We start from the raw sequence: 17,625 nt of genomic DNA, 5'->3' as shown, positions 1-17,625 counted from the left end.
TCGTTGCATGAGCGGCGGCGGAAGATATCCGCCGCCGTTTGCGATTTTGGCCTTACTTCTTGGCCAGGAACTTCTGCTGCGCCTTGGTGAGGTAATCGGCCCACTGATCGGCGAGATCCTTGGCCGAGATGTCACCGAGCAGCGCCTGCTGCGAGGTCTTGATCGCCACGGAATCCTTGAAGAAGGCGAATTCCTCGAGGTAGGTCGGCATGACCGTCGGGACGGTGTCCTTGTCGGCGAGTTCCTCGAACCAGCCCTTGAACTGGTCACCGGCGTAGAAGGGATCCTTCTCGGCAGCCGTATAGGCCGGCAGAGCGCCGATCTTCTTGTTCCACTCGATATTGCCTTCAGGCCCTTCGAGCGTGGCGATCAGCTTCCAGGAGAGGTCCTTGTTCTGGCTCGTCGTGAACATCGACCAGCCGCCGTAACCGATAGTCGGATAGGACTTGCCGGCCGGCCCCTTCGGCAACGGCATGACGCCGAAGTCTTCCTTCTTCATGCGCTCGGCAATGGCGATCAGCGCATCCGGATCCTGGTCGAGGAAGGCGCAGGTACCGGAATAGAAGCCGGCGACGACTTCGTTGAAGCCCCAGTTGACGCTATCCTTCGGTGCATAGCCCTTCTTGTAGAGATCGACCATCCACTCGATGCCCTTTGCCCAGCCTTCGCTGTTCATGGTCGAGGTGCCATCTTCGTTGAAGTACTTGTTGCTGCCGGCCATGGAGGCGGCAAAGATCATCCAGCCGTTCAGGCCGCCCGGACCGCCGCGCATGCAGTAGCCATATTTGCCCGGCAGCTTGGAGACGGCTTCGGAGGCCTTGGTGAAGTCTTCCATCGTCTTCGGTGGTTCCTTGACGCCGGCGTCTGCGAGCAGCTTCTTGTTGTAGAACATGGCGCGCAGATAGAAGCCGTAGGGCAGCATATAGGCGGTGTTATTGACGTCACGGCCGAGGTCGAGCGCGCGAGGCGTCAGTTCCTTGGTGTGCTCCCACTTCGCAAGATAGGGCTCGAGGCTCTCGAGCATGCCGTTGTTGGCATAGAGCGACAGCCAGGTATCGGGCATTTCCATCACGTCGGGCACATCGCCGGCCGAAACCATGGTCGCGAACTTCTGGAAGGCTTCGTTCCAGGGCAGCGAGATGATATCGACCTTGGTGCCGGGATTGGCGGCTTCGAACTTGCCGACGATCGACTTCAGCGTTTCGGTGCGCTCTGGGCTGGTGATGACTTCGACGAGCTTCAGCGTCGTGTCCGCAAAGGCCGTGCCTGCCATCATCGTGGTTGCAAAGAGCGTTGAAAGAATAAGCTTTTTCATTTTCGGTTCCCCTCCGTCGTTGTTTGTGAGGTTTCAGTTAAGAGGCGACAGCAATCGCCTCCTCGATATCCCTCCACAGGGCCTCGGTTCCTTCGAGGCCGATATGGAGGCGCACAGATCGCGGGCTGATACCGAAGGTTTGTGCGGAATTCGGCTGTGCCTTTTGCTGCAGCACCACCTCGCCCGGTACGATCAGGCTTTCATGTCCACCCCAGCTTACGCCCAGTTTGAAAAGCTTGAGGTGATCTGCGAAGGCTCTGACATCGATGCCCTCGCGGAATATGAAGGAAAAGAGGCCCGACGTGCCGTTGAGGCCGTTGGGCAAGCGGTTGGCAAGGCCCGGATGACAGACCTGCTCGACTACATCGAGCGCCTGCAGGCGCTGAGCGATCGTCAAGGCCGCTGCCTCATGTGCCCGCATGCGCAAGGGCAAAGTCCGGAGCCCCCGGATCAGCAGCCAGGCATCGAAGGGAGACAGCTTGCCACCGAGATAGGGATAGGATTCGGCCTTGATGCGCGCGATCATCTCCTTCGAGCCGGCGACGATACCGGCGACGACATCGCTGTGGCCGCCGAGATATTTTGAGGCCGAATGAATGACCAGGTCGACACCGAGCGTTATCGGCCGCTGGAAGAATGGGCTCGCCCAGCTGTTGTCGATCATTGTGACCACGCCGTGCTTTTTGGCGAGTGCCGCCAGCGCGCCGACATCATGGGCTTCCATGACCCAGCTCGTCGGACTTTCCATGTAGAAGACCTTGGCACCCGGCAGCGCCTTGGCGACCGCCTCTTCATCACGACCGTCGACATAGGTCACTTCGACCTTCATTCGCTTCAGGATCGTGCCGAATAGCCGGAAGGCATCCGGATAGACATGCTTGACGGCGACGATGCGGTCGCCCGGTTCCACAAAGCTCAGAACGGCAGACGAGATCGCCGCCATACCGCTTGCAAAGCCCAACGCATCTTCAGCCCCTTCGAGCTTTGCGAGCATCTCCTCGAACATGCGCACGGTCGGGTTCAGGCCACGCGTATAGATCGGCCGCACCTTTTCGCCGCGATAGGAGGCGATCATGTCGTCATAGTCGGAGAAAGTGAAAAGCGACGTCTGGAAGATCGGCGGCACGACCGCTTCGGCGAAGTTGCCTTCGTCATGGGCGGTGATCAGCGAGGCAAGGTCGAACGGTTCGAGGCCGTCAGTCATCGGGACATTTCCTTGATGTCTTCCTCGACCACGTCGAGGATTTTCAGTGTCTCACGCCGCGCCGCTTCGGTGTCCTGGGCGGCGATGGCGTTGAAAAGGGTGCGGTGAAAGGGAAAGGACCGGCGGGCAAAGTCCTGCCGGTCGAAAGGATGCGTCCAGAACCGTTCGAAGGTCTCGCGCATCTGCTCGAGAAGCTGGCGGAACAGCGGATTATGGGTGGCATCATAGACCGCCAGATGGAAGGCCAGGTCTTCCGGACCCGATGCGCCTTGGGCTATATGCACCCGCTCCATCTCGCAGAGCTTTTCCTCGATGAGCGAGAGATCCTTCCCGGTGCGCCGGCGTGCAGCCACCATGCCGGCTTCGCATTCAATGCCGCGGCGAACTTCCAGCGTCTGTAGCAGAACATCGCGCAGATGCGTCGTATCGAGTGACAGCGGCATATGAACGGTATCGCGAGAAAACCGGTTTCAGTAGATAGGTTCCGCTGCCCTTGCGCGTCTCGATGACGCCGAGCGCCTGGAAATGCCGGATCGCTTCACGAATGGTGGAACGCCCGACGGCCAGGGCCGCCATCAGCTCGCGCTCCGCCGGCAGCCGGTCACCCGCCTGAAGCCGGGCATCCTCGACATAATGCGCCAGCGCATCGGTCACCTGACGCGCGCGATCCATCGCCGGAAGGGGCCGGATTACCGGCCGGTCGCTAGCATTTGCCTTCATGGTTCCCCAGGTTCTTTTTCAAGGCAGCCGACCTATTAAATTGGTCTGACATCTTAGCATTTCTGAAAGATGGGAAGCCGTCAAGGCAGTTTTACGTTCCTCTCAACGGATAGATGGCGACGCCGCAGGGACCGGCGACAAGGTCGCAAATCCCCGGCGGTCCGAGATTTCCTTGGAGGCGATCACACGCCCCGCATGTTTCCCCAGAGCAGAACGTGGAGCTGCGGGAGAACGCGCGCGTCGAACCACCGGTCCGAGGCGACCCGATCGACCAGCCAACGCATGCGGTTGAGAATGCCGTCGAGATCGATCAGCACTTCATCTTCCACCGGCGGCGTGTGATTGCCCGGCTGGAGAAAGATCGGAAGCTCTTCGAACTCCCTGGCGACCGACCTTGCAAAAGCGTAGTCAAGCTCATCGAAGATGACGATCTTCATAGCGATCCTGGGACCATTGCGTACAGCTGCCACGCACTCCCTTAGTTCACCCGCCTTGAATCCCATGCCGCTAGAAGGTGGTTTGGGGCTGAGGATCAAATGATCCAATTCTGCAAACCAGTCCTGGGCGATCGAGCCCTGCGTTTCCAAAGCGAATTGATAGCCGTCGCGCTTTCCCCTGGTTATCAGCGGCCCAAGTGGCTGAATTGCCGGGTTTCCACCAGACAAGGAAATCGTCAGCGGACAGCCCTGAGAGAGCGCTTCCACTTTCGACCAGATGTCGTCGACCGACATCGGCGTCCATTCGTCGCGGAAGGCGCTGTCGACGGCATGGAGGGTATCGCACCATTCGCAGCGATAGTCGCATCCGCCCGTTCTGACGAAGACTGTGGGAAGGCCTATGAGCGGCCCCTCCCCCTGGATCGTCGGTCCGAATATTTCGCTGATGCGGATCTTTTGCTCCCTGACCGTCATGGGCGATATTCCGCCCATGTCTTCGGCGTCTCGCTTACCCTGACCGCCGATGTTTCCGGCAGCCTTTCCTTGCACCAGTCGTAAAAATGCTTGGCGAGCCATTCTGACGTTACCCGCTCATGGCCTAGCGCATCATTGAGATGCCGGTGATCGAAGCATTCGTCGATATACCGTTTGAGAGGCGCAAGCTCGTGATAGTCGCGGACAAAGCCGTCCTCGTTCAAGTCGGAGGCCGAAAGCTCGACCTCGACGATATAATTGTGCCCGTGGAGACGCGCGCACTGGTGGTCGTCAGGAAGATGGGACAGCTGATGCGAGGCGGAAAAATGGAACTCCTTGGTGATCCGGTACATCACTTCGCCTCTTCTGCTCTGTACCCACCCGTCGCAGCAATCCAGAAATCCGGATCGTCATAGACGGTCGGATCCTCGACACCGGCGAGATGGAAAGCTTCGCGACGCTCGACGCAAGTACCGCATCTTCCGCAATGCAGGCGACCGCCCTTGTAGCAAGACCAGGTCTCCGCAAATGGCGTTCGGTGCCTGGCGCCATCGATGACAATGTCGGCCTTCGTAGCGTTCACATAGGGAGCGAGCAATCTGACGTTTGCATAGCCCTCGAGCGCATGCTGTTGCATGACTTCGAACGACGAAATGAAGCCCGGCCGGCAATCGGGGTAGATGAAATGGTCTCCGCCATGGACTGCGATCGCCACGGCGTCTGCCTGACGTGCTGCGGCCAGCCCGAATGCAATCGCCAGCATGATGGCGTTCCGGTTCGGCACGACCGTTGCCTTCATCGTCTCCTCTGCATAGTGGCCGTCTGGCACCTCAATATCGTCCGTGAGGGCGGAGCCGGTCAGGTGCTTGCCCACGTTCGAGACGTCGATGATGGCATGCGGAACGTCGAGCTTCTGTGCGCAGAGTGCCGCGAATTCCAGCTCTTTGACATGCCGCTGACCGTAGTTGAAGGAAATCAGGCCGATCAGTTGGTGGCTCGCCGCGATCTTGTATGCAAGCGAAATGGAGTCGAGTCCGCCTGAGCAGACGACAAGTACTTTCATTTTAGGATCCCTTGTTTTGTTGAACCGGGTGGGCTGCGACCGGTTAGCGGAGGCACGTACTAAACTTCCGATGCCGCAAAGTCCAGTAACTTTGCCGGCAAGAACCATCAATGCAGAAGCACCTGCAGGACATGCGGGACGCCTCTCGCGAAGACAGACCGTCGCGTCGTGTCGGACCGGGACGAGCAGGTGACGCCTGCTCTCCGTCCTGGCGTCGAACGGAGAGCAGGCAGGCCTTGATCCGGACGCTTGCCGGTTCTCAATCGCGAAGCCGCTGCGGCGCCAGCGATTGCGTCTGCGCATAGGCGAGTGGCGAACGGTTACCGGGAAGGTTCTCGTCAAGGATCAGCGTCTTGATATCGTCGGAGCGCACATCGAGCGCAATCACGCGTTCGAGTTTGTCCAGCGACCAGACGGAATAGCCGAGTGCGTTCGAGTAGCCGCAATCGCATCCGCAGTCATCCCCCTCTATTTCCGTGGCCTTGACCGGGAGATACATGATCCGCGGTTTCGGGAGCTTGTAGCAGTGTCCCTCATAGGCATAGCCATAGATCACGCCGATGCTGACTATGTCGACCTTCCCGGGATCGATCAGAATGTGGCAGTTGTCCACCCTGAGCTTGATCTTGTCCTTGCCGGCTTCAACGCCACCATCCCGGATAGGTTTTGCCTGGGCAGCTTCGGATCGCTGCTGGGCTTCGTCGGGCGGACAATATTCGTTTCGTCCATAGAGACGAACCTCGCTTGGATTGAATGGCAGATTGCCTGTTCCGACGAACGGATTTTCAGAGCAGCAGCTCATTTTCCCCTCCTGTTCTGGCTCACCTCGAGCCGATGATTTCACGCCATACAAAGTTTTCCTCCAGTTGCGCGGCGGCCCGTATATCCGCAGCCGAGACAATAGCCAGCGCGGCATCCCCAAGACGCATCGCGCCCGGATCCAGCTTATGAAGTGCAGCACCGATTGCCCCTCCCACTGAATCTCTCGCCTTGATCAAGGCGAGCTTGAAGAAAAGCGGTTTGTCGCGAAAAGCCTCCGCCGTCGTTTGCCGGAACCAGTCAAACTCGTCCTGCGTCAGATCGCGAAGATTGACAGAGAGCAGACGATGATCGGCGCAGCCGCTGGCGACCAGCTCACGGTGATAAAGTTCGACGATCGTATCAAAGATCGCACCGAGGAAAGGCAACGAGCGATCATGGGCCTCGGTCGTGACTTGAGACATGCGCCGGAAGTTGGTCGCAAGGCGAATTTGCGTCTCCGGACTTGTTTCGGCAAAGCGATTGAGTTCGTTGTAAAGGAGGAGATTTCCTTTCGTCCGGCGCAGCAGCCGGTCGATGGCCGATTCGAAATGCAGAAATGAAATCAACGATATGCTGTCCGAGATGGCCTCGGAGAACGGGAAGAAATCCGCGTCACGGGAAAGGCTGTCTGGAAGTCCCATCTGCGAGAGCGTGACCAGATGGCCGATCTCATGAGCGATCGTGTCGAAATTCAACGCATAGGGCGATTCTTCGCCACCTGCTTCGGAGCAGCCGAGCTCGATGAAGCCGAAGCCCGCATGCGCATTGTTCCACCGGACAAAGGGAATGATTTCGAGCCTTGAATAGTAATCGGAGAAGAACCAATGCATCGGTCGGGCGAGATAATTGCGCCAGACGTCCAGAACGAAATGAACGCAGGCATAGGCATGAACGCCGAGATAATCGCGTGATCTCGGATCAAGGCTGTCAAAGTGACCATCAGGGCCGGATCGGACGGAGCGCCGTCGAGGCCCGCGATAGGGTGGGAAACCGCTGAAACCGTAGGGCTCCTTGTCGAACAGCGGATCGGCGACATACATCAAGATGTCGCTTGGACCATCGCCAATCTCATCAGGCAATATGGACAGCAGAACCCGGTCCGGTTGCTCATAGCCAAGGATAAAAGGCGGCTGGGGAAATATCCAGCATCGCGTTCCAAGAGCCTGCGCGGACTTTTCAAGTGATATGTCGGGATATAATTCCATAGCTCAACTCCTCGGTGAGATGAGTTGTATGGCAATTTATTAAATTAGTAAGTTCTAATTAACTTGATGTCAATAGATCCGGCTTCCAGATCGCGAAGGAAAGTATTGGTTATCGTACAGGGCAGCTTCTCCTGTTTTAACTTCGAGAGTGCAGGAGCGAGTTGCAGTGCCAGTCTGGCATCGGCTTTCTTCTGCATAATGAGATGGCTGCGGAGCAAGGCTGCCTTCTCCGGCAGCCATTGCGCTGCAATCACTACCTTTCTGAGGGAGCGCTCCCGAAAATTAAGCCGTTGGGCCGCCGCGGTACCGGCATCCATCTCGGCTTTGGAGATCAGGCCATGACGAAAGAGCGCCTTAAAACTGCGCTGAAGGTCGACCAAGGCCTCCGTGAGAGGCGTGAAGCCGAGTTCGGCAGGCCCGCATTGGACTGCGACGGCATCTTCCGCCGTTAGCGGCCACCGCCTGTACCAGCGATAGATGAGGCCGACACCGATCATTCCGAACGGGTGCAGTTCTGCAGCCCGGAGCGCGCCCATGCTTGCCGCGCCGATCATCACGATGCCTTGCGACAGCGCCCAGAGAATTTCCTTATGGCGCACGGCGGGTCTGTCTTCAAAGAAGCCATCAATCAAAACCATCGCTTTCGGGCGAAACGCGTGCGCGGCAAGGATGATGTCTCCCTGCGAAACAGGCTGCAGGTATATTGCGTCGAGAAGGCACTGCGCCTCTGGCAAACGCAGGGTCGGACCGAGAAAAACGAGTATTGGGCCGTCCTTGCTCTGATCCATTCCGGATCCTCACCGCTCGACGGAAAAGGGGCGCATGCCAGCGAGGATCGTGCGCACGCAGCGAATGCTCGGATCGTTCAACAAAGCAACCGGAACAGCAAGAACCGGCCCCAGTCCAGCAGCGATGACCCGCTCCAGAAGATCAACGAGGTCGACGGCAGGCGGCAAAACACCGGTAAAATTGGTCGATTGAGCGTTTTTGCCAAGGATGAGATCGCGCGCGTCGGCAAGCATTGCCTTGCTCGGCCTCAGATAATGTCTCCGCGTCTGATCGTCACGCGCACCGGATATCGCACCGGCACGGGCCGCCAGCGCTTCAAGCAGCGCGCCGAACGCCGCCTGATGAATATCAAGACCGGCACAATAACCTTCCGTCGGCAGCGCGAGCGTGGGTTCGCCTTCGCCAGCTTCAATCGTCTGGCACCAGACGACCGGGATCCCTGCTGGCGATGGCGCATACCAGAAGGCGGCCGATATTCCGTGCTCGGCGATGCGTGACAGAAGATCTTGAGCCGCTGCTCCCAGTCCCGACAACGACAGCCTCATCCGGTCCATAAGGCCGTGGGTTTCGAAAGCACGCGCCATCGCATCCCGCTCTATGCATTCCAGTAGCCCATGCAGTAAGGCGGCAAGGTCTGACCGGTGGCATGCAAGGCCGGTCGTGGTGCGCAGAAAGACGCCGTCACGCCGAGGTGGTGGATCGGTGTAGATCGTATGCACAAGTTCAAACGGCACGGGGGTGAGAGCGCCGGTCGCAATATCGACGCCCATGATCCAGTCGATCTCGCGCTCGCGCCAATTTTCCCGAGAAGCTGCGGGACTGAAACCATCGAAGAATCCGGCGCCAACCTGCAGTCTTTCTGCAGTCGACACGAAGACGCGAGAAGCAGGGATTGCCTCGGCGTAATAGCGCTCGAGCGACTCCATGATTGCACCGATGGCAGCAGTCGCTTTGGACAATCCGCGGCCGAGCGAGGTGACTTCGGACAATGCCGCGGGTCGTATGGCCTGGATGACCGGAATCCCGATCCGGTCGAGGCCGGTCAGGTCGGCGATGCGTGTGATCCGGGCGCGACGACAGAGAGGCAGCAGGGAGCGGAAATAAGCCTCTGCATCTTCGGGGTCCGATCCTGCCGATGTAGGAGACATGTTTCCATCTCTGATCCCGGCATAGAATGCCGAGAGCATCTCGCTGACGCCTGCAGGGCAAATGTCAGAACTCGCCAGCAAGGCCGAGCTCCTTCAAGGACCGTTGCGTCCGGTGCAGCAAGGCAACCGCGCCCTGCTCTTCCGCGATGGCGACGGCGATTCTCAGATCGGACAGGAGCGCCGTCTTTTCAGCCTTGGCGCTCGACAGCAGCAGCGCGCGACGCCGGTGGAGTTCGGCTAGCCAGTAACCATGGCCTGTCGCCCTCGCTTCACGGATCGCGTCGGTGGCGACATCGATCGCAGCTTGATACTTGCGCGCATGGCCGAGCATGGTCGCATGCATATAGAGATAGATCGGCAGATCCGCGACAGCCCCAAGCTCCTTCAGGAGCGCCAAACCCGTGCGGAACATCTCATGGCCGCGGGACAGATTTTCAACATGCGCAGTCGCCCATCCGCGAAAGAGCATTGCGAGGGCAGATAAGGATTGCAGTTCGTGTTTTTTCGCGAAATCACCCATCCTGCTGGAAATCTCGATCAGACGAGCATGGTCGTTGCGGTAGAATGCCGATACTGCCTCGGTATCCAGCGAGTGCGCCTTGCTCGGCATATGAGCGATGCTGTCCGCAAAGGCGACCATATCGGCAAGCGCCTTGCTTGAAGCCTCGGTCTGGCCGGTCAGCCAGAGGGATAGCGCCAACTGTCCGAGACCACAGACCTTCGCGTCATGGCCGCCGAACACGTTGCGGCTCGCCTTGGCCGCCTCATTGTCGTAAAGCGCAAGCCCCGCCCTTATCGCTTTCTGGGCATCTTCCTGCCTGCCGACATTGAACTCGATCGCCCAGATTGAATGATTGACCTGGAGTTCGATCTCGCGATCGGCAATTCCCGAAAGCATGACCTGAACTTCACGGGCACGGCTGCGCATCTCCATGAAGTTCTGCCCGGTCAGCCACCAACCCCAATAGACCGGAAACCACTTGGGCTGATCCTCCTTGGCCTGGCGTCGTGCGACCTCGACGCCTTTTTCGTAAAGGATCCGCGCCGGTGCCGAGTTGGGACCGACCGTTGCCGTCAGCAGCGGCCCGAGCTCGGTCAGCACCGAGAGGTATAAGCCATCGGCGGCACCGCCGGGAACGGTCTCACACAGCGCCAAGGCGCGTTCAAAATGGTGGCGCGCTTCGACCATTGCCGAACGTCTGGCGAGCTCCTTTCCGGCCTTTATGAACAATGCAATCGCATGCTCCCGGAGGCCTGCGGACTCTGCGTGCTGGGCAAGTGCGCCCGCATCCAGCCAATTTACGACCGGACGATTGCTGTTTGCTGCCGTGAACAGGCGCCGGTGGAGAAGCTGACGCTGGGTCTTAAGTAGGCCGTTATAGATGGTCTCCTGGATCAGAGCATGGCGAAAGCCATATGCGACATCGCCATGAGCACGCACGCGGGTCAAGAACCCGGTCTCGCAAAGCGTTTCGGCCGCATGCACGAGCGATTTCCTGCTCGTGTCCGGCAGCAACGCGCGAAGCAGCGGAATGGTGAAACGATCACCCACAACGGCTCCGGCACGGGCAACGTCTCTGGCCGGACCCAGGTGTTCGAGCCGCAAGTCCAATATTCCTTCGAAGGCGGAAACATGGCTGCGGGAGGTGTTTGGGGGCACGCTCATCGCGTCCCTAGACGTTATTTCAGAGGCCCATTGACATATTTCCTCGATGAAAAGCGGCACGCCGCCGGATATGCGCTCGGTTACTTCGAACAGCTGCGGTAGTGCATCCTGGCGATCCGTCGGCCAGCGCGCCGCGATCGCCAGCCGTGTTTCATCGCGATCGAGCGGGCCGAGGGAAATATGTTCCGCGGCGTCCGCGTCGAACATGCCGGCCTCAGAACCGGGTCGGCAGGTGACAATCAGCAGCACAGGCAGCGTGGGCACGAGCCGGGCCACTTCGTGAAGAAGATGCTCGGAAGTCGGATCGATCCAGTGAATGTCCTCGACGGCAATGACCAGCGGCGTTTCCTCGCAGATGACGCTCAATGCCTTTGACAGCGCCTGTCGTGCGCGCTGTTGTATCACTTTGGGGGAACTGCCTGCGAGAGCTTCATTGCGCCCATCGGCACCGAGTAGATAAGAAAAAATGTCGATGACTTCCGGATCCTGAATACCCTGTCGAGCGAATTGGGCGGCAACCATATCGACCGTCAGGCGTCCGCCGCCAGCGGTTTCGGATCGGCGCTGGGGGAAACTGTTAAGCAGCGGGTGAAGCGTCGAGCGAACGCCTCCCGGCAGGCATTGGAAGAGCAGCGATCTTGCGGGCTCCGCATGGATCATTCGCCTGACTTGCCGAAGCATCCGCGACTTCCCGATACCGGCCTCGCCGGTGACGACAAGGATCCTGCCCTTGCCTTCAGCGGCGGCAGTCCAGGCTTGCCCGATCCGTTCGAGTTCGTGGACACGGCCAATGAAAGTGCCGTCCAGCCTTCCGAAGGCGTGAAACCGGTCAACCTCCCGTTTGTGGCCGATCGCTCTCCAGACACTTTCGGGCTCCGAGAAGCCTTTCAACAGGCGCGTGCCCTCCGATACGAAGGCGTGGGAGCGACCGGCGAGATTTCGCGTCTCGTCCGAAACCAGGACGGTGTTTGGCTGGGCAGCGGCCTCGAGCCGTGTTGCAAGAGCGAGTGCGGCACCCGTGACGGGCTCGTGTATCCAGTTCTGCAACTGCGCTTCCCGGATGAGGGCAACGGAAGTGGCGACCCCCACACGCACTTGCATGTCATCGCGCTTGAGATCGCGGGCAAGGCGCTGGCACGCTTCAACGATTCCAAGGCCGGCGCGGATCGCAGCCGATGCTGCATCTCTCGGTCCGAGTTCGATCGGGAAAAGCGCCACTCCGCCGTCCCCGGCTTCGACCCGGATGACGCCGGAATGCGCGGTGATGGATTGGCGCGCCGCCTGCAGGAAGGCCGCCAGCAGATCCTGGTAGTCTTCGAGATCCATCAGATTGAAGAGATTTGTAGAGCCGACCAGATCATAGCAAAGCGCAGTCACGACCCGCCGCTCGCCATGAATTTCAGAAGAGCGGCTATCGCCGGTCGTGATACTTGCAGACCGCCCCTGTTTATCGATTGGCGTGTCGCGAGTCATACGCGGCTCCTGCCTTCAAAACATCGACAATCACTTCTATTCAAGCAAACGATAACATACGTTTTCCGCATTGTCGGCGGACAAAATGCATGATCGCCGGTGCGTTGAATGGCGTTGGAAAAAGCGCCAGCGGGGCGTGCAATTTCCTCGCATCGCCCTCGCCGAATGCGGTGGATTTCACGATGGCGGCAGGCACCCAAGCGAGATGATCAAACAAGAGTTTGATCATGATGCGGAAGCCATAAGGACAGATAGAAATTATCTCGTGAATCAAAACGGCGGCCCGGAAGGCCGCCGCTCGTCAAATCCGTTCAATTTTCCTGGTCGACAACCTTCCTGGTCGACAACGCTCAAGCGACGTTCGACTGCCGCTTCGGCAATTTCCAGCCCGGACGAGCGAAGTGGCATGTGTAGCCATTCGGAATACGTTCGAGATAGTCCTGGTGTTCCGGCTCAGCGTCCCAGAAATCGCTGACGGGAACGACTTCCGTCACGACCTTCCCGGGCCAGAGGCCCGAAGCATCCACATCGGCGATCGTGTCCTCGGCAATGCGATGCTGGGTCTCGTCAGCATAGAAAATTGCGGACCGATAGCTTGCGCCAATGTCATTGCCCTGGCGATTGCGGGTCGATGGATCATGGATCTGGAAAAAGAATTCCAGGATATCGCGATAGCTCGTCTTTTGCGGATCGAAGATGATCTCGATCGCTTCGGCATGGTTGCCATGATTGCGGTAGGTTGCATTGGGGACTTCTCCACCGGTGTAACCGACACGCGTTGAAACAACGCCGGGAAGGCGTCGAATAAGGTCCTGCATTCCCCAGAAGCAGCCGCCAGCAAGTACTGCACGCTCTGTCGTCATAGAACTGTCCTTTCCAATGCGCGAGTTGGACGGGAATCGTCAGGTGCGCTTCGTTGACGCCTATATGGGTACTCGGCTCAATAATCGCCAGTCCACCACAGTGACATCGAAACCTTCATCAAGAGACGTCCGGCTTCCAGAAGCTCGCAAAGCCAAGGCATATTTCGACGGAACGAGATTGACCGGCTGTATTGGGCACAGCATTCTGCGCCCACCCCGCGCCGACCGATCATCCGGGTGGGCTTTTTCCAGTACGCAACTTCTGGCCTCGCATCTTAAAAATGGCTGCGCGCGTCGTCCAGGGACTACAGATGGCACCGGAAAAACGAACGACCCTGGAGCTCGATAGGGAAACCATCCAGCGGATCGTCCAAAATCTCGATCCTGGGCGTGTCGCCGACGGCTTTGCCCGCCTTCATGGCGGCAGCACGGAGGTCTACAGGATCGACTTCGCCGGCGCTGACCGCGAACCGCTGGTTCTCAAGATCTATCCCGACGAACCTGAATGGGGACCGGCCAAGGAAAAGCTTGTGACCGGCTGGTTCACGGAACTGACGCCGCTTGCGCCAAAATGGCTTGAGATCGACGAGTCGCGAAGCCTCTTGCCGCTGCGATATGCCTTACTGCCGCTGCTGCCCGGCCGCTCGCTACGCGGGTGGGTGGCGGAGCCGGATATCGGCAATGCCTACCACCAGATGGGTGCATTGCTGAGACACATCCATGCAATGCCGATGCCGGCCTATGGCTACGTACTCGGCCACGGGATCGCCAAACCGATGCCGACGAATGCCGACTATATGACATCAGCATTCGAGGATGTGTTCCGGCGGTTCCGCGACTTCGGCGGCGATGCCGATCTTGGGCGTCGTCTGCAGCAACTGGCAGAAGGAAGCTTCGACCTCCTGCGGGAAAGCAGCGGTGCCGTCCTCTGCCACGACGATTTTCATCAGGGCAATGTGCTGGCCCTGCGCACCGATCCAGGCGGACTTCAGCTCAGTGGGCTTGTCGATTTCGGCAATGCGCGGGCAGCGGACAAGCTCTTCGATCTTGCAAAGGCGCTCTTCTGTTCGGCACATGAAGATCCGCGCAGCCGGAAACCCATCCTCGAGGGCTACGGCGCTCTCGATCATCCCGATATCGAGCGGGCCCTCTGGCTCTATACGCTGTTCCATCGGGTCAGCATGTGGTGCTGGCAGACGAAGCTCGGCCTCGAACCCACCAACGAAAACGGTCCCGGCGGATTGATCCGGGATCTCCGCACGATGACCACGGGACCTGGCTCTTGACGTCGTTACTGAAGCCGCCATTCCCGACATTGGCTCTCATGGGATATCGATCCGAGCTTCGTTCATCGCTCCGCTATCGATCGGGCAATGCTGATGGCTTCGATGCCGATTTGACGCAAAAGGCCTGTTGAGGCCGGATTGAACCCGCAGAAATAAAGACCGTCACTCCCCGGCTGGAGATCTCCTTTTTTCGGCCTGTCGGCGCCATCAAATCTCTCGGCAAAATCCGGCAATATTGCTTCCAGCAAGGGCCGGTAACCAGTCGCCAGGACGATGATGTCGAAATCCGCCGATCGGCCATCGGCGAAATGCACTTGCTGACGATCCGAGCTTTCAATGCCCTTGTATATTCTGATCTTCCCGACCCTGATCTCTGCCATGGTTCCAATATCGATCAGGGGTGTGCGATCTTTCTCCGCGATATTGGTCAGAGGACCATCGGTGGATTTTTGCAGCCCCAATCTCTCCATGTCGCGGTAGCGCAGACGCAGAAGCGGCGCGTTGAGGGCATCGACAAGTCGGTACGGAAAGTAACGTTGCGCAATGGCGATTGTCGCGGTTGGAATTCCGAACATTTCCAGCGGGACGATGTTCACCGGCCCGCGCACAGACATGCCGACCTCAAGACCCTCCTCAGCGCATTCGAGCGCGATCTCGCCGGCTGAATTGCCAAAGCCGACGACAAGCACCCGGCCCCCGCCAAATGCCTTTGCATTGGCGAACTCCGAGGAATGCAAGATCTTCCCCGCGAAGCTCTCCTGGCCTTTCCAGACGGGCCTTATCGGGGCTTTGGAAAGCCCGGTCGCGATCACCACGGTTCGGGCGTCGAAGGCGTCTCCATCGATCGTCTCGACGATCCAGCCTTGCTCCCACCGGATACGCGTGACCGGTTTGCCAAACCGTACCCTGACATCGTTGGCGCGGGCATAGGTTTCGAGATAGTCGATTACCTGCAGCCGCGAGGGATATCTTGGAAACTCTCCCGGCATCGGCATTCCGGGCAGCCCTGAATGGGCCTTGGCGGTATGCAGATGCAGCCGATCATAGTGCCTTCGCCACGAGGCAGCCAGATTGTCTGCACTCTCGAGAATTAACGAGGAGCGGCCATTTTTCCTGAGCGCCGCCGCACAGGCAAGACCGGCGGGACCTGCTCCGACGATCACTGTGCCCGTATCGGTCATGAGCCCCTCCCGCCCATTTAACGTAGCCGAAGGGTACATCATTATCATGGTGTCAGACAGCCGCCTGAACGATCACGCAGACAGCGCTTTCCGCGCGCGGATATTTGCGCTCGGTCCTATTTCGCAAACAGGTTTTTGAGCTGCGGCGGCTGGCAGCGGAGATATTGATTGGCTGCCTTGACCTGCCCGCCGAGCTCGGCGGCTGCATGCCACGGCCAGCGAGGATCGTAGAGGATGGCTCGCGCAAGTGCGATGAGGTCTGCATCCCCGGTCGCCACGATTGCCTCGGCCTGCGTTGGCTCTGTGATCAGGCCGACGGCGATGACCGGCATTTTGACGGCACTCTTGATTGCTCGTGCGAGCGGCACCTGGTAGCTCGGGCTGATCGGGATCGCCTGGGAGGGATGCAGGCCGCCGCTCGATACGTGGATGGCGTTACAGCCCCGTGCTTCGAGCATCCTGGCAAATTCCACACTCTCGGAAATCTCCAGACCACCTTGGACCCAATCGGTCGCGGAAACGCGCATCGTCACCGGCCGATCGGAGGGAAAGGCATCCCTCACGGCATCGAGAACCTCCAGCGGAAAGCGGGCGCGGTTTTCCAGCGAGCCGCCATAGTCGTCGGTTCGCTGGTTCGACAAGGGCGACAGGAACTGGTGCAACAGATAGCCGTGAGCGCCATGGATCTGAACGGCATCAATGCCGATTTTCGCCGCCCGCCGTGCGGCAGCGGCAAAGGCATCGCGGACCCGCTTCATGCCATCGCGATCGAGCGCAGTTGGCGGCACGTAGTTCGGGTTGAAGGCAACGGCGGAAGGTGCCTCGGTCTGCCATCCGTTCGGATCGGTCGGCGCGAACTGACCGCCGCCTCTCCAGGGAACCTCGGTCGAGGCTTTGCGGCCGGCATGCGCCAACTGCACGGCAATTGGCATATCCGACCATTTCCTGATGCTTTCGAACGTACGGGCCATCGCGGCTTCGGAGGCGTCATCATAAAGGCCGACATCGGCAAAGGTGATGCGTCCTTCGGGAACGACAGCGGTTGCCTCAATGGTCAGAAGTGCGGCACCGGAAAGCGCCAACTGTCCAAGATGGATCAGATGCCAGTCCGTCATGCAACCGTCGACGGCCGAGTACTGGCACATGGGCGCGATCACGATACGGTTGGCGAGTTCAAGACTGCGCACGGTGAAAGGAGAAAACAGGACGGGTTGGGGCATGGCGTTCCTCGAAGCTGAATGCAGTTGTCTCGGTTTATAGCACTCTGTCGGCGTTTTAAGACGGTTAGCAGAGCCTCCGCGTGTCAGGAACTGTTCTTTGGTGTGGGTCCGCTTTTGCAAAAAAAGCCTCAGCGGAGCGGCTTTCTCCGATTGTTTCGCTATTGGAAAGAAAGTCTTCAGCAGAACCCCTGTTCAAGCCCAATGCGGCCAGGTGTACCAATGCGTCGACGGTGTTCCGTCTGCGAATGGCCAACGGCTCGCGATCGCTCCACCAGCCAAAGCGTCACCCGACATCTTTGCCGACAGGCTCGAAACGGCGAGCGAAGAGACGACCGCTATTCGCAGCCTATGGAGAATGAAGTGAGTAAAGATCTCATAACCCCGATGATGCGCGTACAAATCGAACTGGCCATCGCAAACGCGAGACATGATCCCCACGCTGTCCGATTGCTGGAGGCGGAGGCGAAACATCTGGCGTTGAGCGGCGCGGAGATCGATGCTGCAAAACGCGGAGGCAGCTTCGACCTGCTTGTCGATATCGCCGTGAAATGCGCACTGGCGATCGAAGCCGGCGACGACGAGGCAAGCATGGTCGCGAGTCGGCAACTGACGGCTTTCGGCGTTCCGGACATCGCATCGGAACTGCCCGCCCTCATCAGGAGACTGGACCTATCGCCCGCCAGATAAAAGATTGCCGTTCAGCGGCTTGACGCTATGGGACCGACAGATTGCGATCGGAATAAAAGCGTTTAAAGCTTGGTGCGGGACCGAGATTTTCAC

16 protein-coding genes and 1 pseudogene are annotated in these 17,625 nt (G+C 59.0%); 2 read left to right on the top strand and 15 right to left on the bottom strand.

What is annotated here, in order from left to right:
* Positions 1–52 precede the first annotated feature (52 nt).
* The 13 genes and pseudogenes from LVY75_02130 to msrA all read right to left on the bottom strand — a co-directional run bounded on the left by LVY75_02130 (position 53) and on the right by msrA (position 13,158).
* On the bottom strand, positions 53–1,315 hold the full coding sequence (locus tag LVY75_02130; protein ID XAZ20784.1) for a sugar ABC transporter substrate-binding protein: 1,263 nt from the start codon (positions 1,313–1,315) through the stop codon (positions 53–55).
* A gap of 37 nt (positions 1,316–1,352) precedes the next feature.
* Complete coding sequence (locus LVY75_02125; protein ID XAZ20783.1) at positions 1,353–2,519, bottom strand: PLP-dependent transferase; 1,167 nt, start codon at positions 2,517–2,519, stop codon at positions 1,353–1,355.
* Positions 2,516–3,239 (bottom strand): annotated as a pseudogene (locus LVY75_02120) (FadR family transcriptional regulator). Before LVY75_02120 ends, LVY75_02125 begins: the two are co-directional and overlap by 4 nt.
* Positions 3,240–3,421: 182 nt before the next feature.
* Positions 3,422–4,150 carry a 7-carboxy-7-deazaguanine synthase QueE gene (gene queE / locus LVY75_02115; protein XAZ20782.1) on the bottom strand — a complete coding sequence of 243 codons (729 nt, stop codon included), beginning with the start codon at positions 4,148–4,150 and terminating at the stop codon, positions 3,422–3,424.
* Entirely contained in the window at positions 4,147–4,503 is a 357-nt protein-coding gene (gene queD, locus LVY75_02110) for a 6-carboxytetrahydropterin synthase QueD (GenBank protein ID XAZ20781.1), read from the bottom strand. Before queD ends, queE begins: the two co-directional genes overlap by 4 nt.
* A complete protein-coding gene (queC, locus tag LVY75_02105) occupies positions 4,503–5,213 on the bottom strand; it encodes a 7-cyano-7-deazaguanine synthase QueC (protein ID XAZ20780.1) in 711 nt (236 codons plus the stop codon). The genes queD and queC overlap by 1 nt, the downstream gene beginning before the upstream one ends.
* 259 nt (positions 5,214–5,472) lie before the next feature.
* Complete coding sequence (locus LVY75_02100; GenBank protein ID XAZ20779.1) at positions 5,473–6,015, bottom strand: hypothetical protein; 543 nt, start codon at positions 6,013–6,015, stop codon at positions 5,473–5,475.
* Positions 6,016–6,034: 19 nt separating this feature from the next.
* Entirely contained in the window at positions 6,035–7,219 is a 1,185-nt protein-coding gene (locus LVY75_02095) for a hypothetical protein (protein ID XAZ20778.1), read from the bottom strand.
* Positions 7,220–7,263: 44 nt separating this feature from the next.
* On the bottom strand, positions 7,264–8,007 hold the full coding sequence (locus LVY75_02090) for a TfuA domain-containing protein (protein XAZ20777.1): 744 nt from the start codon (positions 8,005–8,007) through the stop codon (positions 7,264–7,266).
* A gap of 9 nt (positions 8,008–8,016) precedes the next feature.
* Positions 8,017–9,156, bottom strand: coding sequence for a YcaO-like family protein (locus tag LVY75_02085; protein XAZ20776.1), 1,140 nt, complete (start codon positions 9,154–9,156; stop codon positions 8,017–8,019).
* Between the two features lie 64 nt (positions 9,157–9,220).
* Positions 9,221–12,295, bottom strand: a complete 3,075-nt coding sequence (locus LVY75_02080; GenBank protein XAZ20775.1) for an AAA family ATPase — start codon at positions 12,293–12,295, stop codon at positions 9,221–9,223.
* Positions 12,296–12,335: 40 nt separating this feature from the next.
* Complete coding sequence (locus LVY75_02075) at positions 12,336–12,524, bottom strand: hypothetical protein (protein XAZ20774.1); 189 nt, start codon at positions 12,522–12,524, stop codon at positions 12,336–12,338.
* 121 nt (positions 12,525–12,645) lie between these two features.
* Positions 12,646–13,158 carry a peptide-methionine (S)-S-oxide reductase MsrA gene (gene msrA / locus LVY75_02070; GenBank protein XAZ20773.1) on the bottom strand — a complete coding sequence of 171 codons (513 nt, stop codon included), beginning with the start codon at positions 13,156–13,158 and terminating at the stop codon, positions 12,646–12,648.
* A gap of 311 nt (positions 13,159–13,469) precedes the next feature.
* On the opposite strand from msrA, the gene LVY75_02065 reads away from it, so the two are divergent.
* On the top strand, positions 13,470–14,444 hold the full coding sequence (locus tag LVY75_02065; GenBank protein ID XAZ20772.1) for an aminoglycoside phosphotransferase family protein: 975 nt from the start codon (positions 13,470–13,472) through the stop codon (positions 14,442–14,444).
* Between the two features lie 62 nt (positions 14,445–14,506).
* On the opposite strand, the gene LVY75_02060 is transcribed toward LVY75_02065, so the two are convergent.
* Both LVY75_02060 and LVY75_02055 read right to left on the bottom strand, forming a co-directional pair.
* Positions 14,507–15,625 (bottom strand): NAD(P)/FAD-dependent oxidoreductase, encoded by a 1,119-nt coding sequence (locus LVY75_02060; protein ID XAZ20771.1) that lies wholly within the window; start codon positions 15,623–15,625, stop codon positions 14,507–14,509.
* A 116-nt stretch (positions 15,626–15,741) separates the two neighbouring features.
* A complete protein-coding gene (locus LVY75_02055) occupies positions 15,742–16,845 on the bottom strand; it encodes an NADH:flavin oxidoreductase/NADH oxidase (protein ID XAZ20770.1) in 1,104 nt (367 codons plus the stop codon).
* 360 nt (positions 16,846–17,205) lie between these two features.
* On the opposite strand from LVY75_02055, the gene LVY75_02050 reads away from it, so the two are divergent.
* On the top strand, positions 17,206–17,532 hold the full coding sequence (locus LVY75_02050; GenBank protein ID XAZ20769.1) for a hypothetical protein: 327 nt from the start codon (positions 17,206–17,208) through the stop codon (positions 17,530–17,532).
* The last annotated feature ends 93 nt before the right edge of the window (positions 17,533–17,625 follow it).

Origin of the sequence: Sinorhizobium sp. B11 (assembly GCA_039725955.1) — a bacterium.
Lineage (GTDB): Bacteria > Pseudomonadota > Alphaproteobacteria > Rhizobiales > Rhizobiaceae > Rhizobium.
The sequence above is the reverse complement of the archived record's forward strand: the minus strand, read 5'-3'. Positions and strand labels throughout refer to the sequence as shown.

Excerpts from the sequence above, each read along its gene's own strand:
- LVY75_02130 (XAZ20784.1), bottom strand. The coding sequence starts at position 1,315 with ATGAAAAAGCTTATTCTTTCAACGCTCTTTGCAACCACGATGATGGCA.
- LVY75_02125 (XAZ20783.1), bottom strand. The coding sequence starts at position 2,519 with ATGACTGACGGCCTCGAACCGTTCGACCTTGCCTCGCTGATCACCGCC.
- queE (XAZ20782.1), bottom strand. The coding sequence starts at position 4,150 with ATGACGGTCAGGGAGCAAAAGATCCGCATCAGCGAAATATTCGGACCG.
- queD (XAZ20781.1), bottom strand. The coding sequence starts at position 4,503 with ATGTACCGGATCACCAAGGAGTTCCATTTTTCCGCCTCGCATCAGCTG.
- queC (XAZ20780.1), bottom strand. The coding sequence starts at position 5,213 with ATGAAAGTACTTGTCGTCTGCTCAGGCGGACTCGACTCCATTTCGCTT.
- LVY75_02100 (XAZ20779.1), bottom strand. The coding sequence starts at position 6,015 with ATGAGCTGCTGCTCTGAAAATCCGTTCGTCGGAACAGGCAATCTGCCA.
- LVY75_02095 (XAZ20778.1), bottom strand. The coding sequence starts at position 7,219 with ATGGAATTATATCCCGACATATCACTTGAAAAGTCCGCGCAGGCTCTT.
- LVY75_02090 (XAZ20777.1), bottom strand. The coding sequence starts at position 8,007 with ATGGATCAGAGCAAGGACGGCCCAATACTCGTTTTTCTCGGTCCGACC.
- LVY75_02085 (XAZ20776.1), bottom strand. The coding sequence starts at position 9,156 with ATGTCTCCTACATCGGCAGGATCGGACCCCGAAGATGCAGAGGCTTAT.
- LVY75_02080 (XAZ20775.1), bottom strand. The coding sequence starts at position 12,295 with ATGACTCGCGACACGCCAATCGATAAACAGGGGCGGTCTGCAAGTATC.
- LVY75_02075 (XAZ20774.1), bottom strand. The coding sequence starts at position 12,524 with ATGATCAAACTCTTGTTTGATCATCTCGCTTGGGTGCCTGCCGCCATC.
- msrA (XAZ20773.1), bottom strand. The coding sequence starts at position 13,158 with ATGACGACAGAGCGTGCAGTACTTGCTGGCGGCTGCTTCTGGGGAATG.
- LVY75_02065 (XAZ20772.1), top strand. The coding sequence starts at position 13,470 with ATGGCACCGGAAAAACGAACGACCCTGGAGCTCGATAGGGAAACCATC.
- LVY75_02060 (XAZ20771.1), bottom strand. The coding sequence starts at position 15,625 with ATGACCGATACGGGCACAGTGATCGTCGGAGCAGGTCCCGCCGGTCTT.
- LVY75_02055 (XAZ20770.1), bottom strand. The coding sequence starts at position 16,845 with ATGCCCCAACCCGTCCTGTTTTCTCCTTTCACCGTGCGCAGTCTTGAA.